This is a genomic window from Mycolicibacterium aromaticivorans JS19b1 = JCM 16368 (genome assembly GCF_000559085.1).
Lineage (GTDB): Bacteria > Actinomycetota > Actinomycetes > Mycobacteriales > Mycobacteriaceae > Mycobacterium > Mycobacterium aromaticivorans.
In genome coordinates this window covers 4,637,714-4,656,945 of the sequence record NZ_JALN02000001.1, presented here as the reverse complement: position 1 = coordinate 4,656,945, position 19,232 = coordinate 4,637,714, and the positions used below count along the sequence as shown (strand labels likewise).

Below are 19,232 nucleotides of genomic sequence, written 5' to 3'. Positions count from 1 at the left end.
CGCACCCTTGTTCCCCCGATGGCCTGGAATGCCTGGGGCGATCCCGAAGCGGCCAAGCCCCTCTCCGACGGCATCAAGGCGCTGCTCGAGCAGGCGCTCGGCGTCACCGCGAGTGAGATCCCCGCACCCTCGATCGACGAGGTAGAGGTGCGCCCGTCGGCATTGCCGGACGCGCACCGCGATGCGCTCGCAGAATTCGTCGGGGCCGAACACGTGCGTACCGACGACCGCGGCCGGCTGTTGTACGCGGGCGGCAAGTCCACTCTGGACCTGTTGCGCCGCAAGCAAACCCATCAGGATGCGCCCGACGCCGTACTACTGCCCGGCACCGAGGACGAAATCGCCACCGTCCTGCGCTACTGCTCTACGCACGGCATCGCCGTAGTGCCGTTCGGCGGCGGGACCAGCGTGGTCGGCGGACTGGACCCGATCCGCGGCGACTTCGCCGCCGTCATCGCACTGGACCTGCGCAGGCTCAACGCATTGCACTCGCTGGACGAGACCTCGATGCAGGCCGAACTCGGCGCCGGGGTAACCGGGCCGGACGCCGAGCGACTGCTCGGTGAACACGGTTTCTCGCTCGGGCACTTTCCGCAGAGCTTCCGGTTCGCCACGATCGGCGGGTACGCCGCGACCCGGTCCTCGGGGCAGGACTCCGCCGGCTACGGCCGATTCAACGACATGATCCGGGGGTTGACGGTGGTCACCCCGGTCGGCGTGCTCGACCTCGGCCGGGCGCCGGAGACCGCGGCCGGACCCGATCTTCGGGAGCTCTTCTCCGGTTCCGAGGGGGTCTTCGGTGTGATCACGCGGGTGCGCCTGCGAGTCCATCCCGTCCCGGAAACGGTGCGCTACGAGGCGTGGTCGTTCCCCGACTTCGCCACCGGCGCAGCCGCTCTGCGGGCGGTCACCCAGATCGGCACCGGACCCACCGTCGTGCGGTTGTCCGATGAAGCCGAGACCGGCGTGAACCTGGCCACCACCGGGAGCATCGGCGAACAGAGCATCACCGGCGGCTGCCTGGGCATCACCTTGTTCGAAGGTAGCGCCGCGCACACCGAGAGCCGGCATGCCGAGACCCGCGCGGTTCTGCAGGCCCAGGGCGGCACCTCCCTGGGCGAGGCTCCTGCGCGCGCGTGGGAGCATGGCCGTTTCGACGCACCGTATCTGCGCGACTCACTGCTGGCGGCGGGGGCCTTGTGCGAGACGCTGGAGACGGCGACCACGTGGTCCAACCTGTCGGCGCTCAAGGCTGCGGTCACCGACGCGCTGACATCTTCGCTGGCCGAAAGCGGGACACCGGCGTTGGTGATGTGCCACATTTCGCATGTGTATCCCACCGGCGCGTCGCTCTATTTCACCGTGGTCGCGGGCCAGCGCGGCGATGTCACCCGGCAATGGCTTGCAGCCAAAGTCGCTGCCTCTGATGCGATTTCGCGTACTGGCGGCACTATCACCCATCACCATGCCGTCGGCGCGGACCATCGGCCGTGGATGGGAGCGGAGATCGGTGAGCTGGGCGCGAAGGTGCTACGGGCGGTCAAGCAGGCTGTCGACCCTGCGGGAATCCTGAACCCGGGCAAGCTGATTCCATGATCTCTCGCGTCACGGTCCTGACGAACCCCAAGTCCGGTCACGGCAATGCGCCCCATGCCGGGGAACTGGCGGTCGCCCGCTTCCAAGAACTCGGGATCGACGTGACCGGAATCGTCGGACGCGACGCTGCCCACGCCCGTCAGCTGGTCGACGAGGCGCTGACCCGTGAGACGGACGCGCTGGTGGTGATCGGCGGCGACGGTGTGATCCGCCTGGCGATCCAGGCGCTGGCGCGCACCGATATTCCGCTCGGCATCGTGCCGGCCGGCACCGGCAATGACCACGCCCGCGAGTACCGGTTACCCATGGCAGACCCGGTGGCTGCGGTCGACGTGATCGCAGCCGGGCACACCGAGACCGTCGACCTCGGGCACATCAAGGGTGCCGACCAGTCCAGTACGTGGTTCGGAACGGTCGCCGCGACGGGCTTCGACTCGCTGGTCAGCGATCGAGTGAATCGGATGAGCTGGCCGCACGGCCGGATGCGGTACAACGTCGCGCTGGTGGCAGAGATTTCCCAGTTGCGGCCGTTGCCTTTTCGGCTGGTGCTCGACGGCGAGCGAGAGATCGTCGCCGACCTGACGTTGGCCGCGTTCGGCAACACCCGGAGCTACGGCGGCGGCATGCTCATCTGTCCAGGTGCCGATCACTCCGACGGGTTGCTGGACATCACGATCGTGCGCGCATCCTCGCGCACCAAGCTGATTCGGTTGTTTCCCACGGTGTTCAAGGGCACGCATGTGAACCTCGACGAAGTAAGTACCTACCGGGCCCGCACAATCACGGTCGACTCCCCCGGCATCAACGCCTATGCCGACGGCGACTACGTCTGCCCGCTGCCCGCCGAGATTTCGGCGGTTCCCGCCGCGCTCAAACTTCTCGTCCCGGAACCTGTCTAAGGTTCCAGCGCTTTCGCGCACGCGTCGAGGACAGCAGAGAAGTTCCATGGCAACAGCTTCGCGCTGAGCGTCTCCATCGCCTTGCCGCCGCCACGAATCGGGTGAGTGTAGGTGCTCACCCAGTCGACATGAGTGCCATCACCTTCGTGGGTGAACGTCAGCGTGCCACCCTCATGGTCGAACGCGGGAACCGATCCGACGATCAGGTAGGTGTAGCTGTGCGGCGGGTCGAAGGCGATGATCTCCTCGCGGAACCACAAGCCGATCGCGAAGCCGGTTCGGATCGCGCCCAGGCCCGGGGGCGGGGAATCCCGCGCCCACTCAGCCGTGACGATCAGCGGTGCGGTCTTCAAATTCGCCGGGTCGGCCAACCATGCGAAGACCTTGTCGGCCGGTGCAGCGATCGTCTTCTCAACGTGGAGATGGACCATGCGACTCAGGTTAGGCGCCTGAGCACGTACTAGCCGACGCCCCTGCTCAGCCAGCTGACCTCGCCGCCGTCACCGCCATCGCGATACGGCTCGAGCGCTTCATCCCAGGCCGTGCCGAGCACCGAGTCCAACTCGGAAGCCAGCGTGTCGGCGCCCGAGGCCATCAGGGTCCGCAAGCGCATCTCGCCGACCATGATGTCGCCGTTGGCGCTCATCGTGCCTGCCCACAGACCGAGCTGCGGCGTATGGCAGAACCGCTCGCCGTCCACGCCGGCACTGGGATCCTCGGTGACCTCGAACCGCAGGACCGACCACGAGCGCAGCGCGTTCGCCAGTCGGGCACCGGTGCCGACGGGACCAACCCAGTTGGTCACCGCCCGCAGCTGCCCAGGCATGGCCGGCTGTGGGGTCCACTTCAAATTCGCCCTGGCATTCAGGGTCGACGACAGCGCCCACTCGACATGTGGGCACACCGCTGCGGGAGAGGCGTGGATGTACACCACGCCAGTCGTCGCATCGGCGAACTGGTTCGACGCACGCATCACCTTGCTCCTTCGGCTCTACGAGGGACGTCTTCCCCAACGACCTGGTGTGACCGAGTTGCAATAGTGTCGTGCGTGTCTATTGTGCCTTGTGGGGCCTGTGTTGCGCTAGTGCGCTCCGTACACTCTCAGAACTTCATCAGAGATCGCCCGCCAGACCGGTTTGGCCCACTCATCGAAATCCCGATCCGTGAGCACTACCAGCGACAACGCCAGCTCCGGCTCCACCCAGATGAAGGTGCCGGTCTGGCCGAAGTGACCGAACGTCCGCGGTGAGTTCGCGAAGCCGGTCCAATGCGGTGACTTGTCGTCCCGAATCTCGAAACCCAGCCCCCAGTCGTTGGGCCGCTGCACCCCGAACCCGGGCAACACCCCCGTCAGACCCGGAAACTGCACGCTGATCGCCTGCTCGTGCAGCTGCGCCGACACTGTCTTCGGAGCCAGTAGATCCGCCGCGAACGCCTCCAGGTCGGCCACCGTCGACACCCCGCCGTAGCCGGCCGCCTCCGCGCCGCCCTCCAGTCGCGACCCCGCCATGCCGAGCGGTTCGAAGACAGCCTCGGCCAGATACCGGCCGAACTCGATCTCCGAGTTCCGTTCGATCGTCTCGGCCAGCACCTGGAAGCCGTAGTTCGAGTAGACCCGGCGTTTGCCGGGCTCTGCCATCACCTCCGCGGAATGCATCGCCAGCCCCGAGGCGTGCGACAGCAGATGCCGCACCGTGCTGCCGGGTGGGCCCGCCGGGGTGTCCAGCTCCACCACACCCTCTTCGATCGCCACCTGCGCAGCGCGCGCCGCGAGCAGCTTGGTCACAGACGCGAGCCGGAATTGGTGCGTGACGTCGCCGTACTCGGCCAGCACCCCGGTCGCCCCGACCACCGCGGCGGAGGCGGCCGAAACCGGCCAGTCAGCAATCGAGTCGAGTGGCGTGGCCATCCCGAGCAGGCTACGCGGATGCGGTCAACAGACCGGCGTAGGCCCGCTCGATCCACGCGTGGACCTCGGCCCGTGCGGCCGCCGACTGCCGCAACCGCGGCTCTCGCAGCGCCGCCCGCAACACGGTCAGTGCCTCGCGATACCGGCCACGGCGCACCAGCACCGCCCCCCGCAACACCGTGTCGTCGCCGTAAGCAGACTCCAGCTCACGCAGGTAACCCTCAGCCTCATCCACTTCGCCTGCAGCCAAAGCAATTTCGACGCCTCCGCGCAGCAGCCGCGGCAGCTCCCGCGAGTCCGACGTCGCGATCGCCGCCCGCACCTGGGCTCTCGCGGTGTCCACATCCCCCAGCGCACAGCGCAATAGCGCTTCTCCCGGCTGGGGCACGACGCCGGATTCGAGCGCTCGGGCGTACGCCGCGAACGCCCCATCCACGTCACCACGGCGGCGCCGGATATCACCGAGCCGGTGGTACGCCTGCCCCATGACCGACGTCCCGGGCTCCAGTGCCATCTCCCGCAGGACCGCCGACCGTTCCGCGGCAAGATCGGCATCGTCACCGAGCGCCGTCAGCACGGCTTCCAGATGGGCCAGCCGGGCAGACACGGCAACCTGCGACGCATCGGCGAGCAGTCCGCGTGCCCGGCGGATCCATGCCTCACCGACGGCCACCTCACCGTTCGACAACCACGCCGAGCCGAGCTCGACCGCCTTGCCCGCCGCCGCATTAGGGTCGGTCCGCACAAGCCGCAGGAAGACGAGTTCGCCCATCCGCATCGCCTCGCGGCCGTGCCCGAGCCGCCCCGCCGACGTCGCCATCGCATCGAGATCGTCCAGGGTCAGCGGGCCGACCGCACCGGCCCGGGAAAAGCTCGCATAACTGGTCTCGAAATCGCCGCCGCGGTACGCGGCGCGGGCGGTGACCAGCAGGTCGGACCGGGTTTGACGGATCGCGGTGAACAAGCCTTCACCGTAGCTCCCCAACGGGACACGCACGGCACATTCGGCATCCGCCGCGCTAGTGTTTGGCCCATGAGTCAGACAGTGCGCGGGGTGATCTCCCGGTCGAAGAAGCAGCCCGTCGAGTTGGTGGACATCGTGATCCCCGACCCGGGTCCCGGCGAGGTGGTCGTCGATGTCATCGCCTGCGGCGTCTGCCACACCGATCTGACCTACCGCGAAGGCGGGATCAACGACGAGTACCCGTTCCTGCTCGGCCATGAGGCCGCCGGCACCGTGGAGTCGGTCGGCGCCGGAGTGACCAACGTCGAGCCCGGCGACTTCGTGATCCTGAACTGGCGCGCGGTGTGCGGGCAGTGCCGCGCCTGCAAGCGCGGCCGCCCCTGGTACTGCTTCAACACCCACAACGCCGCCCAGAAGATGACGCTGACCGACGGCACCGAACTGACCCCCGCGCTCGGTATCGGCGCCTTCGCCGACAAAACGCTGGTCCACGAAGGACAGTGCACCAAAGTCGATCCCGAGGCCGACCCCGCCGTGGCGGGCCTGCTCGGCTGCGGCGTGATGGCCGGACTCGGCGCGGCGGTCAACACCGGCAACGTCGGCCGCGACGACACCGTCGCGGTCATCGGGTGCGGCGGTGTCGGTGATGCCGCGATCGCAGGCGCCGCTCTGGTCGGCGCGAAGAAGATCATCGCCGTCGACACCGACAACAAGAAGCTGGAGTGGGCGCGCGAGTTCGGCGCCACCCACACCATCAACGCCAAGGATCTCGACCCGGTCGAGACCATCCAGGACCTGACCGACGGCTTCGGCGCCGACGTGGTCATCGACGCCGTCGGGCGCCCGGAAACCTGGAAGCAGGCCTTCTACGCCCGCGATCTCGCGGGAACCGTTGTGTTGGTGGGTGTTCCGACCCCGGATATGCGCCTCGACATGCCCCTGGTGGACTTCTTCTCCCGGGGCGGATCGCTCAAGTCGTCCTGGTACGGCGACTGCCTGCCCGAACGGGACTTCCCCACCCTGATCAGCCTCTACCGCGAGGGCCGCCTGCCGCTGGACAAATTCGTGTCCGAACGCATCGGCCTCGATGCCATCGAAGACGCCTTCCACAAAATGCACGCCGGCGAAGTCCTGCGTTCGGTGGTGATCCTGTGAGCGGCATCGAGCGGGTGGTCACCCACGGCAGCTTCGAACTCGACGGCGGCAGTTGGGAAGTCGACAACAACATCTGGATCGTCGGTGACTCCTCCGAGGTCATCGTCATCGACGCCGCCCACAACGCCAAGGCCATCGAAGACGCCGTCGGCAACCGCCACGTCGTCGCGGTGGTGTGCACTCACGGCCACAACGATCACATCACCGTCGCGCCGCAACTGTCGGCCGACCTCGACGCGCCGATTCTGCTGAATCCGGCCGACGACATGCTGTGGCGGATGACGCACGGCGACAAGCAGTTCGGCACCTTAGCGGACGGCCAGGTACTCAAGGCCGACGGCATCGAGCTGCACGCGATCGCGACCCCGGGACACTCCCCCGGCTCCACCTGCCTCTACGCCCCGGCCCTGGGCGCGGTGTTCTCCGGCGACACCCTCTTCCAGGGCGGTCCCGGCGCGACCGGTCGCTCGTTCTCCGACTTCCCGACCATCCTGGGGTCGATCAAGGACAAGCTCGGCAAGCTGCCCGCCGACACCGTGGTCTACACCGGCCACGGCGACACCACGCGGATCGGCGACGAACTGGTGAACTACGACGACTGGGTCAAGAACGGGTCTTAGGGCACCGTAGCGGTGCTGCGGGGATCGACGAGGATCTTCGCGTGTACCTCCGGGTCGCTCAGCGCATCGAAGGCCGCCGCGACACCCCCGAGCCCGACCTTGCCGGTGACCAAAGCAGACGCGTCGAGTTTGCCGTCGGCCAGCATGTGCAGGGTGTCGCGGAATTCCAATGGCGTGTAGGCGAATACGAATCGCAGGTCGATCTCTTTGGCGTTGGCCATGGACGGCCGCAGCTGGTCGGTGCCCATGCACACCCCGGCCACGACCACCCGCGAGTTCAGCGGGGCCGCGCCGACGATCCCGTCGAGCACGCCGGGCACACCAACGCATTCAAAGATCACCGGCCGCTTGGGCGTGGCAGCGCCCAATACGTCGGCAACGCGGTAGACGTGCTGCCAGCCCGGTAGCTTCCGCAGCTTCTCCATGGCGCTCATACCCATCTCGTAGAGCGCCGTGGCATCGGTCAGGCCCGCCGATCCGGCCTGCTCGTAAGGCGAGTCCACCTTCGGGTCGACCACAATGTGCGCACCGCAGCGGGCGGCCAGCTCCCGGCGGCCTGCCGAGAAGTCGCTGGCGACGATGGTGCTCACCCCCAACGTCTTGAGCTGGCAGATGATGCCCAAACCGACTGGCCCGCAACCGATCACGATAGCGGTGTCGCGCTTTGTGATCTCGCTTCGCCGAACCGCGTGCAGTGCGACCGCCATCGGCTCGGTCAGCGACGCGATGTCCAGGGACAGCCCGTTGGGCACCGCGAACGTCATCGCCGCCTGCACCAGAACCTGCTCGGCGTATCCGCCGGGCGCGAGCGGGGACAGCCCGGTCAGGTGCACGCCGCCGTGGGCGCGGACCAGCGGGAAGGACACCACGCGCGTTCCGATTTTGAACGCCTTCGGCGTCTTACGCCCGCGCTCGGCGACCTCCCCGGCGAACTCGTGGCCCATCACCACCGGGGTATCGCTGCGCATGAAGTGGTGGTAGCCCATCTCCGCCGTAGTGCGACTCACCTCGTCGGCATCGCCCTTGGCGTGCAGGTCCGATCCGCAGATGCCACAGCTGGCGACATCGAGCACCAGTTGGCCGTGGGCCGGTTCGGGTGCGGGCAGATCGACCACCGACAAGTTTCCGTGCACGCAGCTGACAGCCTTCACGGCGTCCGAGCCTACTCGCCGAGAATCCGGCGCTTCTCTGCGTCAAACTCAGCTTGAGTCAGCGCACCGGAATCCCGCAGTGCCGCGAGCGTTTTCAGCTGCTCGAGGCGCACCCCCTGGTCTGACGGAGGGTAGGTAACGGTCGCATTGAAGGGCTGCGGCGGCGCGTCGGCGACGAAGGCGAACGGCGGGTCGGTGACCCGGCGTCGACGCAGGACCAGCGACACGATCAGATCCACCAGGCCCAGCCCGAACACGCCGGCAAAGACCCACGGCAGGTAGCCGGAGCCGCTTTCCTTGCCGAAGGCCAGTCGCGGGTTGATGTAGCCGTTCACCTGGCCCTCGGTGCGGATCCGGTAGGTGCCTGCGGCGGGAATCTCGGCCGTCCAGATCCGGATGTGGGTGTCGCTGTTGACCGTCGTCAAGGTGCCGTGATCTTCGGTCAGCACCGGGTCGGCAACACCGTCCGGCGGCACGATGTTCAGCCGCAAGGTGGGCAGCGGGAATCCGCTCGACGGCGAACCGGTCACCGAGGTGTGAAAGCTGATCTGCGCCTGCCCGGCCGGCAGCTGCACCTCACCCGATCCCGGGACGGGCACCTCACCATAGGCATCGAATTCGTCGAGCACGAAAGCGTTGAGCATCATCACGACGAAGAAGCCGACGGCGCCCACCACCATCATCAGGATCCCCGAGGCCATCAGGATGCGGGACACAGTCTTGGTGCCGGCCATGGCGGAAAGTGTGTCACGCCGCAAGCGCCGCGGCCGGACTTCTCCGCCGAATCCGCGGCCAGCGACTAACGTCAAGCCTCTGACCCAACGGGGAGGTTGCGATGTCCAGGGAGGACGACGATAAGCCCACCGGAGGTGCGGTGCGGCGGTTCGCTCTGCGCTACTGGCTGGCCATCATCCTGGTGGTCCTGGCGGCAGTCTTCATCACCCAGAATCGCGACCGCCAACGGGTGCACGTCCTGTGGATCACCGTCGAATCGCCGATGTGGCTGCTGCTGACCGCGATGGCGGTCGTGGGTCTGCTGGTCGGGTTGCTGTTGCACCGCCGCCGCAGGAACTGACGTGCGCGAATCGAGCATCGTGGTGCGCCCTCAGCCGATGGGCAGCCACACCTATACCGAGTCGTCACGCCTGCAGGCAGCCGGATTACGCACCGCGACAGCACGTTTCGAAGAAGCCGCGCGCATCGTCGCGATTCCCCGGGCACCGCAGCCCATCGCGATCGTCGACTACGGCGCGGCAACGGGGTACAACTCGCTGCTTCCGATCGGCGCGGCCATCACCGTCATCCGCAAGCGCACCCGCTCCGACCACGCCATCCTGGTGGCTCACACCGACGTGCCCGGAAACGACTTCACCACGTTGTTCAGCACGCTGGCCGACGATCAGGACAGCTATCTGAAAAAGGACTCGGCCACCTACGCCTCGGTGGTGGGCCGCTCGTTCTACAGCCAGATCCTGCCGTCGGACAGCATCGCGCTGGGCTGGAGTTCCTGGGCGGTCCAGTGGCTGCGCCGGGTGCCGATGCCCATCCCCGATCACGTCGAGATCTCCTACAGCGCCGACGGGGAAGCCCGCCGCGCATACGCCCGCCAAGCCGCGGAGGACTGGCGCGACTTCGTCGCCTTCCGCGGTCGGGAGCTGGCGCCAGGGGGTCGGCTGCTGGTGCTGACCGTCGGCCTCAAGCCGGATGGCACGTCCGGATTCGAAGCCGCCTTCGAGGCCATCATGACGGCCCTGCACCAGTTCGTCCGCGATGGCCTGATCACGGCCGAGGAAATGCGTCGGATGTCGATCCCGTCGACGGGCCGCGACGAGAAGGACTTTCGGGCGCCGTTTCACCCGTCCGGGCGATTCGAGGGTCTCTCGATCGAGGACGTGGAACTGTTCGACGGCGAGGACCGATTCTGGTCGCAGTTCCAGAGCGACAAGGACGCCGACGCCCTCGGCGCGAATTGGGCTGACTTCCTTCGCGGTTCGATGTTTCCGACACTCGCCGCCGCAGTGGACGCCGAGGCGGGGGCGGGTCGCGACCGGCGCAGCACGCGCCGGCGCGAATTCGTCGACCAACTTCACGCCGCCCTGGCCGCTCAGCTGGCGGCGGCACCGGCGCGGATGTCCATCCCGCTGGGGCTTGTCGTGCTGGAGAAGCGGCGTCGCACCGCCTAGGCCGGCGGCTGCACGAATATCTGCGGCAGACCGGGAATCGTCGGGATCGGCGGAATGGTCGGGATGAACCGCGGCGGCTGTTGAGGCTGCTGCGTCGGGGGCGGGACCGTCTGCGTCTCGGTCTGCGTCACCGGCGGTGGCGTGGACACCTCGGTGGTGACGACCGTGGTCGTCTGCGTCTCGGTGACAGGCGGCGGTGGGGGCGCCTCGGTGGTGACCGGCGGCGGTGTTGGCGCCTGTTGCACCACGGTCACCGGTGCGGGTGCCTGCTGCACCGCCGTCTGTGGCGCAGGCGCCTGCTGCACCGCCTGGTTCTGCACCGGCGCCGACGACGGCTCGCCGGTCGGCGCGGCCGGGGCGGGCGCGGCTTGCGGAGTGGTGGTAACGCTCGGGGTGGGGGTCACCGGGTCGGGACTGCTGTCGGCGCTCAGCGCGACCGCCGTTCCCGCACCGGCCATCAGGATCACCAGCAGTGCGGCGGCGACCACCGGCATCGGTCGCCGGTACCACGCGGGCGCGGCGGCAGCGGCCCCCTCCGGCTCTTGGTCCGGCTCGAAATCCAGTAGCGGGCGGGCGGCAGCCACCGGAAGCGGATCCACCGCCGACTCGAGGTCCGGCACGTCGGGCGCCTGCGACCAGGCCAGCGCGGCACCGGTGGCCGGGCCGGGCGCCGGTTCGAACGGCGCCACCGGGACGAACGGGGCCGCCGGGGCCAACGCCGTGGCGCTGTCGTCGGCCGGCCCGCGGGCGGCCCGCAGCGCTCCGCCGATGGCGCCGGTGAGGGAGGGGCGGGCAGTGGTGATCACCGGAACACGCAGATGCTCGGACAGGGTCGTGGTGATCACCGGGATCGCCGCGCCGCCGCCGGTCGAGGCCACCGCGGCCAGGTGGCTCGGCCGCACCCCGTTCCGGGCCAGGGTATCTTGCACGACCGCGACGAAGTCGTTCAGCGCGTGGCCCATCGCTCCGTCGAGCTCGGTGCGGGTGAGCCGGACGTCGCCGCGGAAGTTGGGCAGCTCCGCGGGCAGCGCGGTGACCGTGACGGTCGACAACCGCTCCTTCGCCGCTCGGCACTGGGCCCGCAGCCTGGTCAGCGATCCGATCGCCGATGTGCCGGTCACGTCGAGCGTTCCGCCTACCGACAGTTCCGCGATCACGTGCGCCAGCAGGCCCTGGTCGATCAGGTCGCCGGAGAAGTCGAGGTGCCGCACGGTCGGGGCGATCGGTGCAGAGGTGGCGCCGTCGATGAGGGTGATCGACGTGCCGGTGCCGCCGAAATCGCACAGCGCGATCACACCGCGGGTCGGCAGCCCGGGATTGGCGGCCAGCGCGGTCAGCGCGGCAGTGGTGTCGGGGATGAACAGCGGCTCCTCGCCCGACCACTCGGGAACCTGCCGGATCGCGCGCCGCAGCCCGTCCACGGCGGCCGGCCGCCAGTGCGCGGGGTACGTGATCGCGGCGGTCGGCGGCAGCGGTCGGCCACTCGTGGCGGCGTAAGCCAGCGACCTCAGCGCATCGGCCAGCAAAGTCTCTGCATGATGCATCGAGCCGTCGGGCGCCACGATCCCGACCGGGTCGCCGACGCGGTCGACGAAGTCGGTGATCACGGCGCCATTGGGCAGCGTCACAACGGCAGGACCGGTGACGGCGTTATCCGGGGTGACAGCGGCCAGTGTGGTGGCGCCGACCGACAGTCCGACCGCCGGCCGTGTTGGGTCTGTCATGTCGTCCAATCCGGGCACCAGCCTGCAACGTGAGCAGGCGGGTAGCCCCAGTCTTCGGATTCACCAAAGATGTCGATCCGAAGCCGCCGGACGTTACTCAGCGAATAGTGCCGCGGCCCGGAATCAGGGGCAGGTCCAGCGGGGTGACCCAGCCCGGGGGCAGGTCATTGACGGCCGGTACGGCGTTGAGCGCGCGCAGCCCGGTGGACAGGCAGCCCGCGGTCGCAGCGTCGCGCCCGGAACCGTCGGTGAACCTGAACGCAGTCTCCTGGAAGATGCTGGGAGTGCCCTGGATGTCGACGCGGTAGACGTCGTCCTGGGTGCCCGACGGCCAATCCGGGGCGGCATCCTGACCGATGCGGTTGACGTGCTCGAGTTGGATGCGGGTCTCGCCCTTGTAGACGCCGTTGATCGTGAAGCGGACCGCCGCGACGTGGCCGGCCGGGATGACGCCCTTGACGGTCTTGCGCTCGGTGGGGGTGACCCACTTGTCCCAGGTGGTGGTGATCTCGTCGAGCTCGATGCCGGCGGCGTAGGCGATCATCGGCACCGTCGCGCCCCAGGCGAACACCAGGATGTCGGAGTTCTGCAGCAGCGGCGTGAACTCCGGTTCGCGGCCGATGCCCATCTCGAACTCGTAGTCGCCCTCGTAGTTGGTGTAGTCCAGCAACTCGGAGGCGCGGACCAACGTGATCTGGGAGGTCAGGCCCATCAGCGTCATCGGGAACAGATCGTTGGCGAAGCCGGGGTCGATGCCCGTGGTGAAGCATGACGACTGGCCCTCTTCGCACGCCCGGGTGATGGGGTCGATCCAGTTGGGCGGATTGAGGTGCATCTTCGGCCACACCCACGGCGTCATCGCGGTCGAGCAGACGTCGATGCCGGCCTGCAGGAAGCGGCCGATCAGGTCGATGTTGGCATCGGCCTGCGCCGCGGTCGGGCCGTAATGCACCAGCGCGTCCGGCTTGAGTGCGATCAGCGCGTCGACGTCGTCGGTGGCCGCGATGCCCACGGGGGGGATGCCGCAGATCTCCCCCACGTCGACACCCACCTTGGCCGGGTTGCTGACGCCCACGCCGACCAGTTCGAAGTCGGGATGCTCCAGCACTTCAGGAATGACCATCCGGCCGACGAAACCCGTACCCCAGATCACCACACGCTTGGCCATGCACGGAGGCTAGCCCGGTTGTCGCCGGCGTCAGGGCCGTTGTCTCAGTGCGCGGACCCGCGGCTCTTGCGCGGCGCGGCGGACCGGGGCGGCTGCTCCCGCATGTGGTCGCGGACGCGCGTCATGAGGTTGCCCAGGGTGCGGACGTCCTGCGCCGACAGGGTGTCGAACAGCAGTCCGCGCACGACGTCGATGTGGCCGGGAAGGACCTTGTCGAGTCGGCGGCGGCCCGCCTTGGTGATCGTCACGACGGTCGCGCGCTGATCGACGGTGCTGGGCGCACGGGTGATCAGCCCGTCGGCCTCGAGAACTCCGGCCTGATGAGTCAGCCCGCTGCGGCTGTAAACCACGCCGTCGGCCAGTTCGGTCATCGTCAGCGGCCGGCCGGCGTCGACGAGCTTGGCCAGGATCTCGAACTGGACGTAGCTCAATCCGCCCTCGGCCTGTAGCTGCTGCTGCACGGCGTACTGCAGCAGGCTCGCCGCTTCGGTGAGCGCGAAGTAGGTGCGCATCTGCGACGGGTGGAGCGCCTCGGCCATTGACCGATCCTACCGGGAATGTTTCGAACTCGAAGCAAGTTACCGCATGTGTAACTGCTTCGAGTTCGAAGCAACTAACCGAGGAGACCACCATGAAGGCAGCGTTTTACCACCGGTACGGCGACAGCGACGTTCTGCAGTACGGGGACATCGAGCGGCCGGCACCCGGCCCCGGCGAGGTCCTGGTGAGGGTCGCCGGGACCTCGTTCAACCCGGTCGATGCCGGGATCCGCGGCGGCTACCTGTCGGACGTCTTTCCGATCACCTTCCCGCACGTGCCGGGTATCGACGTGGCGGGCACGATCGCCGAACTCGGCGCCGGGGTCAGCGGGTGGCAGGTCGGCGACGCAGTCGTGGGCTTGCTGCCCATGATTGCCCGCGGCGCGGCCGCCGAGTACGTGGTCGCCCCGGCCGAGGCACTGGCCGCCGCGCCGGAGTCGGTGCCGCTGGCCGATGCCGCCGCCCTGCCGACCGTCGCTCTCACCGCCTGGCAGGCCTTGTTCGAGGTGGCCGGCATGACGGCCGGGCAGACGATCCTGATCAACGGCGCGGGCGGAGCGGTCGGCGGCTACGCGGTCCAGCTCGCCAAGCAGGCCGGTGCCGTGGTCACCGCGACCGCGAAAGTGGCTGCAGCCGAACGGCTCCGCGGCTATGGAGCCGACCATCTGATCGGCTACCTCGACTACACGGCCACCCCGGTCGCCGACGGAGCGCCGTTCGACGTGGTGCTCAATCTGATCGGCACGACGGTCGAGGAGACCGAGGCACTGGCGGGCCTGGTGGCCGGCGGCGGGCATTACGTCGGCACCATGACCTCGGGGCCGGAGACTCCGCGGCGTGGGTTGCGCAGCCAACGGGTGTTCGTCCGCAGCGACGCCGCCCAACTCGCCGATCTGGTCGGCCGCGTCGATGCCGGACAACTGACGATCGACGTCGCCGATCGCCGACCATTGGCCGAGATCGCCGCGGTGCACGCCGACGCCGACGCCGGCCGGCTGCCCGGCAAGACGATCCTGACGCCTGCCTAGCCGGAGGTGTTGTCGCGCAGGGCGTAGAGCCGCTCGGCATAGGCGAGGTCGTCACGCCACAGCCGGGTGGCCGCCAGGCGCATGAACGGGGTGATGAGCGGTGCCACGCGCAGCGAGTGATGGAATCCGGTGCGATCAGATTGTGCGACAACGGCTTCGATCACCGCTGTGCGTGGGCGCCCGTCGCGCCCCGGCCCCATCGGTGTTGCGTGGGTTTCGACGACGCTGCCCGTACCCTCGCCGTCCACGATCCGCATGACGATGGTGCGCGGCTCCGGGGCGGTGAATTCCGCGATCACCGGGACACCGAGACGTCCCATCCGGAATGTCACGGCCACCAGGAATCGGTCGGCGTCCTCGTCGGCGTCGACCGCCGGGGCGCTCAGCACCTCCAATTGAGTGAACGAGTACGGATGGAACCAGGCGCCGTGCCAGGGGTCGAGCCGGTTGGCGATGATGTCCGACGGTTCGCACACGCCGTCCAGGCGGGTGACCGCGGCCAGCCGCGGCCCGCGGGGACGGACCGGGATCACCGGGGCGTCGAGCGGCGCTTCGCCGCCCACCCGGTCCAGCCGGACCCAGACCAGGACTCCGTCGTCGTAGGCGGGCAGCGGCTTCCAGCCGAATTCGCGGCCACCCTCGAGCCGCAGTCCGTGCCATGGGCAGATCAGGCCGCCACACTCCACTTTTCCGGTCGCAAGGTCGGCGCCCAGGTGGGGGCAGGCTGCCGGCCCGACGTGCAAGCGGCGCTGCTGATCCCGCCACGCCACGATGTCGAGTCCACCGACTCGGGTACCGAACGGTCGGTTGGCCCGAATGTCGGTGCTGGCGCCGAAGACATACCAGTTGCCGCTGGGCCGGCCCTCGGCGCGGCGCAGCGCGGCGGCGATCAGCGCCGGCTGGGCGTCCTGATAGGTGGGTCGCTGCCCCGCCCAGTTCGCTTTCGGGATGACGTGCAGCGGAATCGATTTCATCCGCGACCGGAAGCTCATGACGCGCGCCTTTCCCGGCCGGCCAGCCGCCGAAGTAGCGGAGAGCGTCCGTGCACCGGCACGGTGTGCAGGGTGTGCCCGGAGATCCCCCAGCCGGCCAGCAGTTGGTTGGCGGCCGTCCATCCGGTGGTGGCGGCACGCTCCATCAGCGCGACCGGCAGATCGATGCGAATGCCGTCGCCGGCCAGCGTCAGGCCGGGGACCGGGGTGTTGACCGTCGGCCGGTTGGCGAAGGAACCCGGGGAGAACAACGGGCAGTCGTCGCGGACCAGCAGTGTCTCCTTGACGATGCCGGCCGCCGCGGTCTCCGGGTAGAGCTGGTGCAGCCGGGCCAGCATGCGCTCACGGAGGCCGTCGACGTCAGGCTCCTCACCCACCGAGTACGAATGCACTTCCACGACCGAACCATGATGTGCGCGAGCCCATTCGGCGGCCTGACTTTCGTAGCTGCTGACCACGCTGATGTTGTCGACAGGGTCGAGACCGCCGGTACCCAGGAAGGCCGGCCGGTCGGAGTTCACCGGACGGTCCAGCCAGAGTCGCTGCACCATGAACGGCGGCGCGGTCTGCATCTGTGCCACGTTGTGACGCCAGCCCTCGTCGCCGAGGCCCGGCGAGGCGGCCACGATTCGTTGCAGGGCAGCGACGTCGGTGGCCAGCACCACGCCGTCGGCGTCGGTCGTCGCGCCGGTGGAATCGCGTACCTGCAGCGCCTTGGCGCTGCCGCGGGTCACCGATTCCACCGCCACTCCCCGACGTACCCGAACACCGTGTTCGATCAGATACCGGCCCAACGGTGCCCACAGCGCGGTGTCGAAATTCGACGCGGCGACGTCGAAGACCAATCCCTCACTGGAGCCCAGGAAGTAGATGTGGAACATCGTCGCCAGTTCGGCCGCCGAGAGCCGCTCCGGCCTGGCGAAAAAGCTGCGGGCGAACACCTCGAAGGCGAGGTGGCGGGCGGCGACGGGAAAGTTGATGTCGGTCAGGAAGGTGCCCGCGTCGAGTCCGTCGAGCTGTTCATAGATGTCCGGTACGGACACCGCGGCCAGCGGGGCCGCGGCAACGGCGTTGAGCCGCATCAGGTCCCGCATCCGGAAAGTGGGGCTGCGCAGCGCGAAGGCCAGTGCGTTCCACGGCGGGGCCTTCGGCAGGCCGCGGAAGGTATCGCGCCGGCCTTCGCCGTCGACCAGCGGATAGTCTTCGACCGCTTGCAGCCGCTCGAGCTCCGGATCGGTTCGGCGCAACAACCATCGCAGGTTGTAGTACTGCCGGAAGAACGCGTGGAAGCCGCGGTTGTTCGCCACCTGGGAGCCGTCGGGCAGCTGCTCGGTCCAGCCGCCGACCCGCCCGCCCAGGTAGTGCTGCGACTCCAGAAGGTCAACGGAGACACCGCGTTCGGCCAGCCCGGTGGCCGCCGACAGGCCGGCGATTCCACCACCGACCACGACGACGTGAGGTGTGGCGGGCAGCGCGTGGGCGTGCGGCACACCGGCGATTGCCGGGTGGGCGACGCGACGAGGGTCGATCATCGCGGAGCGTCCGCCAGGAAGGTGTGCACGATATCACGCTGCCAGCCGGGCATCGTCTCGCTGTGCACGCCGGCGAAACCCGCTGCCGTCAAGCGGCGCTGGAAGGCGGCCGCGCCGTCGAACGTGTTCACGCTGCGCCACAGGTGCCGATACAGGGTGGCATTGCGGGTCTGCCGCCAGCCGGACGGGATGATGATGCCCCAGCACACCGCGTTCCAGATGGCGGAGGCGGCGCGGGAATCACGCACCGAATACTCGTGCACGGCCAGTGTTCCGCCGGGTCGCAGCATCTCCCGGAAGGTCCGTAACTGCGCGTCCGGATCGGCAAGGTTGCGCAACAGGTATGCCGCGAGGATGCCGTCGAAGGGACCTTCGACGCCGGCGTCGGCGATCCTCTCGATCGGGCTGTGCACAAAGCGGACCGAATCCGGCCACGACTTCGCACTCGCCTCGGCGAGCATGCCCGCCGAGGCGTCGACGGCGACGATCTCGGCATGCGGGGCAGCGTCCAGCAGTGCGGCCGTCGAGGCACCCGTGCCGCAGCCGGCGTCCAGCAACCGCAAGCCGCGCCCGCCGCCCGGAATCCGCATCCGTCGCGCGGAGATCCGCAGGTGGTCGTGGTATCCCGGATTGGCGCCGACCAGCTTGTCGTAGGCGTGCGCGCCGATGTCGAAGGCGCCGGGCACCTCGGCGCGATCCAGGCCGCGGTTGGTTACGGTCATGACAGATCTCCTGGATCATCGCTAAGGGGCCGCTGCTGTACCCACAACAACAGCACAACGGCGACCATCGCCCAACCCCACACGACGTCTTTCATCGAGATGTCCCACGGGAGCAGGTACTGCCATCCATCAGGCGGCGCCGCGGGCATGGTGGGCCCGGACCAATCCGGACGCGAACACCTGCAGGCGTCGTCCGATGGACACCGAGGCCCGTCGGCTGAACACCGCGAAGTCGATGGCTTCGATGCGATCGAGGATCTCGGAGTACAACGTGAACGCGGTCGTCACGCACGGCCTCGACTGCGGGGCGAGCAGGGCGATCCCCTTGCGCGCCTGCCGGTACACACCGCGGGCGATGTCGTGCTGGGCGGCCAACGCGCGACGCACCTTCGGATCGGTGCGGCGGTTCTGGTGGCACCAGGTCAGCACGTCGCGGTCCACGCCGAAGGCGGCGAGCTCGTCTGCGGGTAGATAGATGCGGTCGCGCGCGAGGTCCTCGTCGACGTCGCGCAGAAAGTTGGTCAGCTGGAAGGCATTGCCCAGCGCCTCGGCGTACGGCGCAGCTTCCTCGGCAGGCCCGACGGTGCCGAGGATGGGCAGCATCTGCAGACCGATCACCGCCGCAGAGCCACGCATGTAGTGGTTCAGCGCGGCACGATCCGGATAGTCGGTGACGGTGAGATCCATCCGCATCGAGGTCAGGAAGTCGTCGAACAGATCGCGCGGAATCTGATAGGTCCGGGCGGTGTGCAGCACCGCGGCCAGCACCGGCTCCGTCTCGTCACCGCTGAAGAACTTGTCCGACAGCTCGTCGAGGCGCCGCTCACGGTCGGCGGTGCTGGCGTCGACGTCCATGTCGTCGAGGATGTCGTCGGCATAGCGGGCGAACCCGTAGAGGGCGTGCACCGGCGGGCGCTGCGACGGGGCCAGCAGCCGGGTGGCCAGGAAGTAGGTCCGGCCGTGCTGGGCGTTGAGGCGCCGGCAGTAGCGGTAGGACTCGACCAGTCGCGAATCGTCGATGCCCGCGGCATGCAACTCGGTGTGGATCAT

Annotated in this window: 20 protein-coding genes; 7 read left to right on the top strand and 13 right to left on the bottom strand. The window is 68.6% G+C overall.

Annotation, left to right across the window (positions count from 1 at the left end; translation table 11 throughout):
* Positions 1-18: 18 nt before the first annotated feature.
* Together Y900_RS22210 and Y900_RS22205 are read left to right on the top strand one after the other, a co-directional pair.
* Complete coding sequence (locus tag Y900_RS22210; RefSeq protein WP_051660450.1) at positions 19-1,596, top strand: FAD-binding oxidoreductase; 1,578 nt, start codon at positions 19-21, stop codon at positions 1,594-1,596.
* A complete protein-coding gene (locus tag Y900_RS22205) occupies positions 1,593-2,495 on the top strand; it encodes a diacylglycerol kinase (protein ID WP_036344568.1) in 903 nt (300 codons plus the stop codon). The genes Y900_RS22210 and Y900_RS22205 overlap by 4 nt, the downstream gene beginning before the upstream one ends.
* Here Y900_RS22205 and Y900_RS22200 read toward each other — a convergent pair.
* From Y900_RS22200 to Y900_RS30425, 4 genes are all read right to left on the bottom strand, one after another.
* Positions 2,492-2,926 (bottom strand): SRPBCC family protein, encoded by a 435-nt coding sequence (locus Y900_RS22200; RefSeq protein WP_036344567.1) that lies wholly within the window; start codon positions 2,924-2,926, stop codon positions 2,492-2,494. The genes Y900_RS22205 and Y900_RS22200 overlap by 4 nt on opposite strands.
* A gap of 29 nt (positions 2,927-2,955) precedes the next feature.
* Positions 2,956-3,468, bottom strand: coding sequence for a DUF3145 domain-containing protein (locus Y900_RS22195; RefSeq protein ID WP_036344566.1), 513 nt, complete (start codon positions 3,466-3,468; stop codon positions 2,956-2,958).
* Between the two features lie 108 nt (positions 3,469-3,576).
* Entirely contained in the window at positions 3,577-4,404 is an 828-nt protein-coding gene (locus Y900_RS22190; protein WP_036344565.1) for a serine hydrolase domain-containing protein, read from the bottom strand.
* Between the two features lie 10 nt (positions 4,405-4,414).
* A complete protein-coding gene (locus Y900_RS30425; protein WP_131536248.1) occupies positions 4,415-5,368 on the bottom strand; it encodes a tetratricopeptide repeat protein in 954 nt (317 codons plus the stop codon).
* Between the two features lie 69 nt (positions 5,369-5,437).
* Between Y900_RS30425 and Y900_RS22180 the strand changes: the two genes are divergently transcribed.
* A complete protein-coding gene (locus Y900_RS22180; protein ID WP_036344564.1) occupies positions 5,438-6,523 on the top strand; it encodes an S-(hydroxymethyl)mycothiol dehydrogenase in 1,086 nt (361 codons plus the stop codon).
* The gene (locus tag Y900_RS22175) at positions 6,520-7,143 is read left to right on the top strand and encodes an MBL fold metallo-hydrolase (RefSeq protein ID WP_036344562.1); all 624 of its coding nucleotides are present in this window, start codon (positions 6,520-6,522) and stop codon (positions 7,141-7,143) included. The genes Y900_RS22180 and Y900_RS22175 overlap by 4 nt, the downstream gene beginning before the upstream one ends.
* On the opposite strand, the gene Y900_RS22170 is transcribed toward Y900_RS22175, so the two are convergent.
* On the bottom strand, positions 7,140-8,294 hold the full coding sequence (locus tag Y900_RS22170) for a zinc-binding dehydrogenase (protein ID WP_036344561.1): 1,155 nt from the start codon (positions 8,292-8,294) through the stop codon (positions 7,140-7,142). The two genes, Y900_RS22175 and Y900_RS22170, sit on opposite strands and share 4 nt — an antisense overlap.
* Positions 8,295-8,305: 11 nt before the next feature.
* On the bottom strand, positions 8,306-9,028 hold the full coding sequence (locus Y900_RS22165) for an SHOCT domain-containing protein (RefSeq protein WP_036344559.1): 723 nt from the start codon (positions 9,026-9,028) through the stop codon (positions 8,306-8,308).
* A 101-nt stretch (positions 9,029-9,129) separates the two neighbouring features.
* Between Y900_RS22165 and Y900_RS22160 the strand changes: the two genes are divergently transcribed.
* Both Y900_RS22160 and Y900_RS22155 read left to right on the top strand, forming a co-directional pair.
* On the top strand, positions 9,130-9,369 hold the full coding sequence (locus tag Y900_RS22160; protein ID WP_036344557.1) for a LapA family protein: 240 nt from the start codon (positions 9,130-9,132) through the stop codon (positions 9,367-9,369).
* 1 nt (position 9,370) lies between these two features.
* Positions 9,371-10,477, top strand: coding sequence for a class I SAM-dependent methyltransferase (locus Y900_RS22155; protein WP_036344556.1), 1,107 nt, complete (start codon positions 9,371-9,373; stop codon positions 10,475-10,477).
* Here the strand turns inward: Y900_RS22155 and Y900_RS22150 are convergent.
* The 3 genes from Y900_RS22150 to Y900_RS22140 form a co-directional block, all read right to left on the bottom strand.
* A complete protein-coding gene (locus Y900_RS22150; protein ID WP_036344555.1) occupies positions 10,474-12,201 on the bottom strand; it encodes an Hsp70 family protein in 1,728 nt (575 codons plus the stop codon). The genes Y900_RS22155 and Y900_RS22150 overlap by 4 nt on opposite strands.
* 97 nt (positions 12,202-12,298) lie before the next feature.
* A complete protein-coding gene (locus tag Y900_RS22145) occupies positions 12,299-13,369 on the bottom strand; it encodes an NAD(P)H-dependent amine dehydrogenase family protein (RefSeq protein WP_036344554.1) in 1,071 nt (356 codons plus the stop codon).
* 44 nt (positions 13,370-13,413) lie between these two features.
* Positions 13,414-13,908: a MarR family winged helix-turn-helix transcriptional regulator gene (locus tag Y900_RS22140; protein ID WP_036344552.1), complete on the bottom strand. Its 495-nt coding sequence runs from the start codon at positions 13,906-13,908 to the stop codon at positions 13,414-13,416.
* Positions 13,909-14,000: 92 nt separating this feature from the next.
* On the opposite strand from Y900_RS22140, the gene Y900_RS22135 reads away from it, so the two are divergent.
* The gene (locus Y900_RS22135) at positions 14,001-14,936 is read left to right on the top strand and encodes an NADP-dependent oxidoreductase (RefSeq protein ID WP_036344550.1); all 936 of its coding nucleotides are present in this window, start codon (positions 14,001-14,003) and stop codon (positions 14,934-14,936) included.
* Here the strand turns inward: Y900_RS22135 and Y900_RS22130 are convergent.
* From Y900_RS22130 to Y900_RS22115, 4 genes are all read right to left on the bottom strand, one after another.
* Positions 14,933-15,928, bottom strand: a complete 996-nt coding sequence (locus Y900_RS22130) for a Rieske (2Fe-2S) protein (RefSeq protein ID WP_036344549.1) — start codon at positions 15,926-15,928, stop codon at positions 14,933-14,935. The two genes, Y900_RS22135 and Y900_RS22130, sit on opposite strands and share 4 nt — an antisense overlap.
* Positions 15,925-17,460 (bottom strand): FAD-dependent oxidoreductase, encoded by a 1,536-nt coding sequence (locus Y900_RS22125; protein WP_036344548.1) that lies wholly within the window; start codon positions 17,458-17,460, stop codon positions 15,925-15,927. Before Y900_RS22125 ends, Y900_RS22130 begins: the two co-directional genes overlap by 4 nt.
* A complete protein-coding gene (locus Y900_RS22120) occupies positions 17,457-18,182 on the bottom strand; it encodes a class I SAM-dependent methyltransferase (protein ID WP_036344547.1) in 726 nt (241 codons plus the stop codon). Before Y900_RS22120 ends, Y900_RS22125 begins: the two co-directional genes overlap by 4 nt.
* Positions 18,183-18,311: 129 nt before the next feature.
* Positions 18,312-19,232: a phytoene/squalene synthase family protein gene (locus Y900_RS22115; RefSeq protein ID WP_036344546.1), complete on the bottom strand. Its 921-nt coding sequence runs from the start codon at positions 19,230-19,232 to the stop codon at positions 18,312-18,314.